Origin of the sequence: Blautia sp. OF03-15BH (assembly GCF_003463065.1) — a bacterium.
Lineage (GTDB): Bacteria > Bacillota > Clostridia > Lachnospirales > Lachnospiraceae > Limivivens.
In genome coordinates this window covers 7059-14059 of the sequence record NZ_QSCM01000030.1, presented here as the reverse complement: position 1 = coordinate 14059, position 7001 = coordinate 7059, and the positions used below count along the sequence as shown (strand labels likewise).

The following is a 7001-nucleotide window of genomic DNA, read 5'->3' as shown; positions in this document are numbered from 1 at the left end:
TTATGTAGAGTATCTGGATGAAAGCTTAAACAAAGGATATGAAGTAGACGAAAGCAGCAAGAAGGAAGTAAGTGTGACCTGCGAGACAACCTATGCACACAAAGAATCCGGTTATGTACATCAGCTGAAGTATAAAACGATTGCAGATTCAGCAGATGTAAGTAGCTTCAAGGTAAAAGATGGCTATGAGATTGTAGGAATGACAAAAAATGAAGGAGCGAATGAGGTTGTTTTTGCGTTAGATAATACCTTTATGTCCAGCGGAATGATGCAGGGCGGTTCTTTCTATCTTGTAGCAAGAAAAGCAAAACAGCCGGAAACCGAGCCGGGAACCGAGACCGAGAAGCAGCCGGGAACCGAGACCGAGAAACAGCCGGGAACCGAGACCGAGAAACAGCCGGGAACCGAGACCGAGAAGCAGCCGGAAAGCGAGACCGAGAAGCAGCCGGAGACTGAAAAGCCTGCAAAACCTGCACAGAATAAGACCAGCGTAGTAGTTATGCGCTTGAAAGGAAATGCTTCCAGTACAAAAGTTAAATTGGCCTGGACAAAAATCAAAGGCGCAGACGGATATGAAATTTATGGTGTAAACTGCAGAGGAAGTAAAAAGGCTCCCCTTCTGAAAACAATTAAAAAAGGCTCTGCCTATGTTACCACAATAAAGGGATTGAAAAAAGCATCCAGCTATCGGTACTATGTAAAAGCCTATAAGATGGTTAACGGTAAAAAAACTTACCTGAAACAGTCGAATTCCATTCATATTGCCACAGCAGGAGGCAGCAACACCAATGCAAAAAAGGTAACGGTGGAAAGCAGCAGCATTACTCTGAAAAAAGGAAAGACCAAAAATCTGAATGCAAAAATTGTTTCTGTGAACAGTGAAAAAGAACTGCTGTCGCATATTGCAAAATTGACTTACACATCTACGGATCAAAAAATTGCGACTGTCACAAACAAAGGAACAGTTAAAGCAAAAGCCAAAGGAACCTGTTATATTTATGTATCAGCAGCTAATGGCAGATATAAGAAAGTAAAAATAACTGTAAAGTAAATGAGGATAGGCCGAAATATTTTTGACTTTGCCCTGACCAGTATGCTATAATGAAAAGAAGTGGGAAAAAACAGCTTACCCATCTGAAATCACAGAATATTGAGGGCGATAAGATGAAAAAGATCGTAATATGTGATGATGTGGAGATCGATCGGAGCATATTGAGACATTTTCTTGAAAAATATTTCGAAGACCGGGAAGAAGAGGCTCTCGTAGAAGAGTACAGCTCGGGAAAGGCGCTTACTGCGGATGTGGAAGAGGGATATCTTGAAATGGATCTTCTGTTTCTGGATATTTTTATGAACGGAATGAATGGAATGGAGACGGCGGCAAAGCTCCGGGAGTTATCCTGTACGGCTTCCATTGTCTTTCTGACCACTTCGCCTGATTTTGCAGTGGAAAGCTACGAAGTGGAAGCATCCGGTTATATCCTCAAGCCGTTTTCGGCTTCTCAGCTGGTAAGGCTCCTGGAGAAAACACTGAAAACGAATGACAGGAACCGGGTGGCGGTAAAAACAGGACGGCAGTTCCGTTATCCTTATACCGATGATATTCTTTATATCGACAGCGACCGTCATATGGTCACGCTTCATCTGCAGGATGGAAGTGAGATCGTTACGCAGGACAAGCTGGGCGATATCGAAAGCCGGATCGGAGAGAAACGTTTTCTGCGCTGTCATCAGAGTTATCTGGTCAATATGGATCAGGTGGCAGATGTGAAGGAAGACTTTATTCTGAAGAACGGGACAATGGTTCCAATCCGTGTCCGGGGAAGAAAAGAGATCGTGGATAGCTATAACCGGTATTTTCTCAGCAGGAAAAAATAAGAAAACGACGATTATGCTTATAAACATGCCGATTGTGCAAAGATTGTCAAGAGACCGATTTTTTCTGTTATAATCTTTCTCGAAAGGGAAAGAGAGTTTTTAAAGGGAAAGAGAGTTTTACATCTGGCAACCCCGGCAGGAGCGTGAAGATTTTCTTTGCAACAGGGTCAGAAAAGCCGCAGTGGGAGTTATCCTGCATGCGGCTTTTCTGTGCTTACAGGAATTTTCTTTCCGACAGATACTATGCTTTACTTTTGGAGACGGCTGTGTTATCCTTTCCTTTAGCAAACAGCCGTAAAAATGCGGCAGAAGGGAAAAGAAATGGATAAGGAAGAGCGGAAAAGGATTCACAAAAAGATCAGCCTGCTTACGCTGCTCGCCCTAGTAATCGTGATCGTGATCATGATCGGCGGTACTTTTATGGGCTGGCTCAGCATCCGGGCATTTCAGCTGATCGCCTGTCTCTATCTGGTAGGCTACTGGGCAGTGACAGATATTCTGGAACCGAAGCTGACAAAGCTTCTGGAGGGTGTTACCGAAGATCAGAAGACATCCTATAAAAAATATGCGGCTATGGATTTTGCCGGATATATGGGAATTCTGGTATTTGTCATCTTCGCAGGCCAGGGAGGCGCCAGCAATGTCGGCATGATCGGTCTGGTGGTTTATGCGTACACTCTCACAGCAAAAAAGAAATTCCGTATGGAGTTCCAGCATCCGGAGAAGATCCGGAAGAAGCAGGCTCCCGTGCAGAAAAAAGAAATTTCCATCCGTGAGAAGGCAGCGATGGTAAAACCGGTTGAGGATGAACCGGAGACAGAGGAAAGCAGGGGGATCGATCCTGTGGAAACGGCAGATGAAACAGGAAAGACAGAACCTTCAGACTCCTCAGAAGAATAAGCAACGACAGACAGCTCTGAAAAGCGGAAGATACAGGTGAAAAATCCCAAGCGTAACAGGGGAGGGCGGGCATATGTCTGCTCTCCCCTTCATATAATCAGACTGACAGATCATGGATGGCAGTATTGATGAAGTCTGGAAAGCGATATCTGTTTTTGCTTGTGGCGTTTTTCTTCCTGGCAGCATCCGGATGGCAGGGACAAAAAGCTGGAATACGACAGCCGGAAACGGCGGAGGCTGTCTGTGAAGTGGAAGAGCGGGAAAACGGCGGGGAGACAGGAGACAGAAGTGCAGCTTCGGATGAAAAGAGAGAGGCCGAAGCACAGGAGCTGCCGCCACAGGTGGCCATCACTTTTGACGACGGTCCGCACAAAATATATACGCCGCTGCTTTTAGATGGTTTGAAGGAGCGGGAAGTGAAGGCGACCTTTTTTCTCATCGGGGAAAATATTTCCGGTAAGGAGGAGATCATCCGGCGCATGGCGGAAGAAGGTCATCTCATTGGCAATCATACATACAGTCATGTGAAGCTTACTGCTTTGCCGGAAGAGGCGGCCTGTGAGGAGATTCGGAAGACATCGGAACGGATCTTTGCAATTACAGGAAAACCGGTGGAGTACATAAGACCGCCCTTCGGAGAGTGGAAAAAAAGCCTGGAATGTGGATTAAATCTCTTTCCGGTGCTATGGACTGTGGATACTCTGGACTGGACAACGGAAAATGTCAGTGATGTGGTGCGCCGCGGGACAGAAACGGTAAAAGACGGAGATGTGATCCTGCTGCACGACTGCTACGCTTCATCGGTGAAAGCGGCTCTTGCGATCATTGATATCCTGAAAAGCAGAGGGTTTCGCTTTGTGACAGTGGAAGAACTGATACTATGAAGCGGAGCGGAGACCTTGCGAATGTCCGCTTTACATACAGAAGAAAGGAACAGCTATGGATTTATTTGAATATGCAAGAAGTAATACGATGAAAAAAGAAGCCCCGCTGGCTTCCAGAATACGCCCGAGAACGCTTGATGAAGTGGTGGGGCAGCAGCATATCATCGGGAAAGACAAGATGCTTTACCGGGCGATCCAGGCAGACAAGCTGAGTTCCATCATTTTTTACGGTCCTCCGGGAACGGGAAAAACGACTCTGGCCAAAGTGATCGCCAACACCACCAGTGCGGAATTCACACAGATCAATGCGACCTCAGCAGGAAAAAAAGATATGGAAGAAGTGGTGGCAAAGGCGAAGGATATGCTTGGCATGTATCAGAAAAAGACGATCCTTTTCGTGGATGAGATCCACCGTTTCAATAAGGGACAGCAGGACTATCTTCTTCCTTTTGTGGAGGATGGAACGTTGATTCTGATCGGCGCGACCACGGAGAATCCCTATTTTGAAGTGAACAGTGCGTTGATCTCCCGTTCCGTGATCTTTGAACTGAAGCCGTTGACAAAAGAAGATGTGCTGGTGCTTCTGAACCGGGCGGTTTATGACCGGGAACGGGGAATGGGGGCCTATGAAGCGGTACTGGAGCCGGAGGCGGGCGAGTTTCTGGCGGATATTGCAGGCGGAGATGCCAGAAAAGCCCTGAATGCCATTGAACTGGCCGTCCTCACAACAGAACGCAGTGCGGATGGAAAAATCCATATCACCAGAGAGGTCGCTTCCGAGTGTATCCAGAAGCGGGTGGTGCAGTACGATAAAACAGGGGACAATCATTACGATACGATCTCTGCCTTTATCAAAAGCATGCGGGGCTCAGATCCGGATGCAGCAGTCTATTATCTGGCACGGATGCTCTATGCAGGGGAAAGTGTGACCTTTATTGCCCGACGGATCATGATTTGTGCGTCAGAGGATGTGGGAAATGCGGATCCTCAGGCACTTCAGGTAGCGGTGGCAGCAGCTCAGGCGGTGGAGCGGGTCGGTATGCCGGAATCACAGCTGATCCTGGCACAGGCGGCACTCTATGTAGCTACTGCACCAAAGAGCAATTCAGCCACCAATGCGATCTATGAGGCTATGGAAGCAGTGAAAAACGGAAAAGCAACGGTGCCTGTCCACTTAAAGGATGCACATTATCCGGGAGCGGCAAAGCTGGGACATGGCATCGGCTACGAATATGCCCATGATTTTCCGAAACACTTTTCCCATCAACGCTATCTGCCGGAAGAACTGGGAGAGACAAAATTTTATCGGCCCAGCGGGAACGGTTATGAAAAAGAGATCGAGAAGTATCTGGAGTGGATCCACGAATAAAAAAATGCCAGGCAGCAGTGTAAAGCGGACATTCGCAATCCGCTTCGCTACTTGCTCATGAACGCAGTCGCTTCGCGATCTGCGTTCAAAAAATCTGCACCTGGCATTTTTTATTCGGATTTTGTCTCTGTGAGAAGTGTCCGCATCACATATTCATAGATTTCCTGACAGCGTTTGCCCCAGTGGTTACACATGGCAATGGCCTGTTCTTTGTCCGGAACACTGATGGTGAGATCCAGAAGATCTCCCTTTTTCTCTTTAACCTCACAGTGAACGGAATATTCGCCGGAGGTGTTTTTATAATAGTCGGCAACGATGGCCACCTCATTCCGGAGGGCCATTTTATTTTCCTGGATATAGCGATCGATGTCCTCGCGGATGGGGGTGGAGATCTTCTGGGAGAAATAGCCGAGCGTCATGTCACCGTCTTCCGTCAGATAGTACTGGGAGGTATTCCGGATGGTTTCCATACGGATCAGTCCCGCTTCCACCAGCTCGGAAATGGCCTGCTGGAGTGTGAAATAAGTGGTATATTCCTGGTCAAGGACGAATTCGGAAATCTGGGCGTTGGTCAGCGGAAAAGCCACTTTTTTCAGCATATATAAGATGATGAGCTTGTATAAAGTCAAAGGTTCAGCCATAATTCCTCCTTATGATAAAAAAGATTTTCCCTGCCAGGAGCCGCGAAGCTTCAGCTGTCGATGGATCTCGTTGAGGACCGAGCGCTTCCGGCTGCTCCAGAGCGGTGCGATGAGAAGCTCTTTTGGACCGTCTCCGGTGAGGCGATGGATCGTGATCTTTGGGGAAAGCTCTTCGATACAGCGGATCACCAGATCCACATACTGTTCCTCCGTGAAAACCGGAAAGCCGGGATCTTCATACCAGGCTGCCAGATCGGTTCCCTTCAGAACATGGAGAAGCTGCAGCTTGATCCCCTGGATATCCTGATGATTGAGATAACGGATCGTGGCAAGAATATCCTCCTCGGTCTCTCCCGGAAGTCCCAGGATTGTATGGACGACGACAGAAATTCCGCGATCCCGAAGCTCCCGGACGGCCTTTTCAAAGCAGGGAAGCGGATAGCCCCGGCGGATAAAAGCTGCTGTCCGCTCATGGATGGTCTGCAGGCCGAGCTCCACAGTGACCGGCTTGATCTGATTCAGAGAAGAAAGAAGCTCCAGTACCTCCGGAGGCAGACAGTCCGGCCGGGTGCCGATGGAAAGGGCAACGATATCCGGATGGGAGATCGCTTCTGTGAAAAGGTCTTTGAGATATTCTACAGGCGCATACGTATTGGTATAAGCCTGAAAGTAAGCAACAAAATGCTTTGCAGGAAATTTTGTCCGAAGCTTTTTTTCCTGTGATTCGATCTGTTCCTTGATGGAAAGCCGGGCATCTGCGGCAAAATCACCGCTTCCTCCGGCACTGCAGAAAATACAGCCGCCTTTTCCTACGGTGCCGTCCCGGTTTGGACAGGTCATGCCGCCGTTTAAGGAGACTTTGTATATTTTTTCACCGTACTGCTTTTTCCACTCATAATCCAGGGAACGATAAGGCTTTTCACCCCAGAGCGGTGTGGAGGCTGCCGTTTTTTTCACAGTCATAAGACAGAAACTCCCTTCGTGTGTCATACCTGCGGTTCCAAGTTCAAAAGCCTTGGCGTGCAAGCTCGCCCGGCTTTCTGACCTTTGAAGCTTCGTATAATACCTATAAATTGCTCCGCTGCAAAGCAGCTCACGCAATTTAACAAACACTCAGAATCCGCTGATTTACTGCGTAAATCGCTCCTTCTTCCTGTTTGGCGGGTTCCAAGTTCAAAAGCCTTGGCGTGCAAGCCCGCCCGGCTTTTCGACCTTTGAAGCTTCGTATAATACCTATAAATTGCTCCGCTGCAAAGCAGCTCACGCAATTTAACAAACACTCAGAATCCGCTGATTTACTGCGTAAATCGCTCCTTCTTCCTGTTTGGC

Annotated in this window: 8 protein-coding genes; 5 read left to right on the top strand and 3 right to left on the bottom strand. The window is 47.9% G+C overall.

The features are described from left to right. From DXA57_RS16670 to DXA57_RS16650, 5 genes are all read left to right on the top strand, one after another. On the top strand, positions 1-1051 hold a 1051-nt coding region (locus DXA57_RS16670), incomplete at its 5' end, for an Ig-like domain-containing protein (protein ID WP_199612770.1). 113 nt (positions 1052-1164) lie between these two features. Next, positions 1165-1878: a LytR/AlgR family response regulator transcription factor gene (locus DXA57_RS16665; protein ID WP_117768386.1), complete on the top strand. Its 714-nt coding sequence runs from the start codon at positions 1165-1167 to the stop codon at positions 1876-1878. Positions 1879-2199: 321 nt separating this feature from the next. Then, complete coding sequence (locus tag DXA57_RS16660) at positions 2200-2778, top strand: hypothetical protein (protein ID WP_117768384.1); 579 nt, start codon at positions 2200-2202, stop codon at positions 2776-2778. A 128-nt stretch (positions 2779-2906) separates the two neighbouring features. Continuing rightward, complete coding sequence (locus DXA57_RS16655) at positions 2907-3662, top strand: polysaccharide deacetylase family protein (RefSeq protein WP_243005825.1); 756 nt, start codon at positions 2907-2909, stop codon at positions 3660-3662. Between the two features lie 55 nt (positions 3663-3717). After that, positions 3718-5031 carry a replication-associated recombination protein A gene (locus tag DXA57_RS16650; protein ID WP_117768382.1) on the top strand — a complete coding sequence of 438 codons (1314 nt, stop codon included), beginning with the start codon at positions 3718-3720 and terminating at the stop codon, positions 5029-5031. 110 nt (positions 5032-5141) lie between these two features. On the opposite strand, the gene DXA57_RS16645 is transcribed toward DXA57_RS16650, so the two are convergent. From DXA57_RS16645 to DXA57_RS17390, 3 genes are all read right to left on the bottom strand, one after another. Then, positions 5142-5675, bottom strand: a complete 534-nt coding sequence (locus tag DXA57_RS16645; RefSeq protein ID WP_117768381.1) for a DUF4364 family protein — start codon at positions 5673-5675, stop codon at positions 5142-5144. 6 nt (positions 5676-5681) lie between these two features. Next, on the bottom strand, positions 5682-6635 hold the full coding sequence (locus DXA57_RS16640) for a TIGR01212 family radical SAM protein (protein WP_117768380.1): 954 nt from the start codon (positions 6633-6635) through the stop codon (positions 5682-5684). A 139-nt stretch (positions 6636-6774) separates the two neighbouring features. Then, positions 6775-7001, bottom strand: a 227-nt coding sequence (locus DXA57_RS17390; RefSeq protein ID WP_207661544.1) for a hypothetical protein, incomplete at its 5' end; no start/stop codon positions are given.

Coding starts and splice junctions, on each gene's coding strand:
- DXA57_RS16665 (WP_117768386.1), top strand. CDS start 1,165: ATGAAAAAGATCGTAATATGTGATGATGTGGAGATCGATCGGAGCATA.
- DXA57_RS16660 (WP_117768384.1), top strand. CDS start 2,200: ATGGATAAGGAAGAGCGGAAAAGGATTCACAAAAAGATCAGCCTGCTT.
- DXA57_RS16655 (WP_243005825.1), top strand. CDS start 2,907: ATGAAGTCTGGAAAGCGATATCTGTTTTTGCTTGTGGCGTTTTTCTTC.
- DXA57_RS16650 (WP_117768382.1), top strand. CDS start 3,718: ATGGATTTATTTGAATATGCAAGAAGTAATACGATGAAAAAAGAAGCC.
- DXA57_RS16640 (WP_117768380.1), bottom strand. CDS start 6,635: ATGACTGTGAAAAAAACGGCAGCCTCCACACCGCTCTGGGGTGAAAAG.